We start from the raw sequence: 1,105 nt of genomic DNA, 5'->3' as shown, positions 1-1,105 counted from the left end.
AATTGTAAGAAATGGATAAGAAAAAAGAAATTTTTATTGTATAGGATACAAATATAGAGAAGCGTAAAAGAGGGAGGATAAATAGGGTACATTTATACGAAAAACAAACTAGTAATAAGAACATTCTAAATGAAAAAGTAATTTATGATACTAACATATGTGTAAAAAAGAGAGGATTTATCTTTGGTTATGACAGAATGGAGTATGTGTCAATTTTACCGTCATTAGTGACAATAACAAATAGTATGAAGTCGAAAGTCTAAATACCCTTAGGTAGCTCTCATAGGTGTAAGATCTATGAGGGCTTTTCATCATACTGCAGATAATTTCACGTACCGTAATTATTAATAAATAAAACCAAAATCTTCAACAAGGGATTCTTTCTCTCTTTTGAAATCTATGCGCTTAAACACATGTTACTTTGAAATACAATTCATTGAAGAGAGCTGTAATAGCCTCTCCTTTTTTATTTACTAAATTGCTTATACTTCTCTGACATGACTTTTAACCTTTCATTATGCTTATCTGAAAATTTATATAAGACAAATCCATTTTCTCTCCTGCAATTTAACAATTTATTCTTAAATGAATATTTTTTAACATTCAATATAGCGTAACATCAATATAGTTGCAATTATTGTTTATAAAAAACTGCAGCGTAATCGTTTACATTACAAGGGAAATACATAATAATCAATTGATTTATATTTATCTGTAGAAATTTTTTAAATCTATTAATTTTATACTACGTTTACAAGCATTCTTAAACTTGGAATTCATGTATTGAAGTTAAGCTATTACATATAAATGGGGTGATTTCTACAGATTTTAAAAACAAAATTAATAATATAATAAGCGTTTTATTCACTTTATTATATGAATCTACTATAAATGTTAAATTACATAAATATATCATAACTTTTTTTTATAGTAGATCTCTGAAAAAATATCTATAGGGGGTTATTAAAATTATGAAAAAACAAATTGCAGCACTTACATTAGCAACGACTCTCGGCTTGAGCATTCAGCCAATTGTAAGTTCAGCCGAAACAGCTCAAAATATGCAAGCTACTGAACAGAGTGGTTGGGTAAAAGATGGAAATGG

It is taken from the genome of Bacillus sp. CCNWLW194, assembly GCF_037120585.1.
GTDB classification, from domain to species: Bacteria; Bacillota; Bacilli; order Bacillales; family Bacillaceae_G; genus Bacillus_A; species Bacillus_A basilensis.
This window is presented reverse-complemented; position numbering follows the sequence as displayed.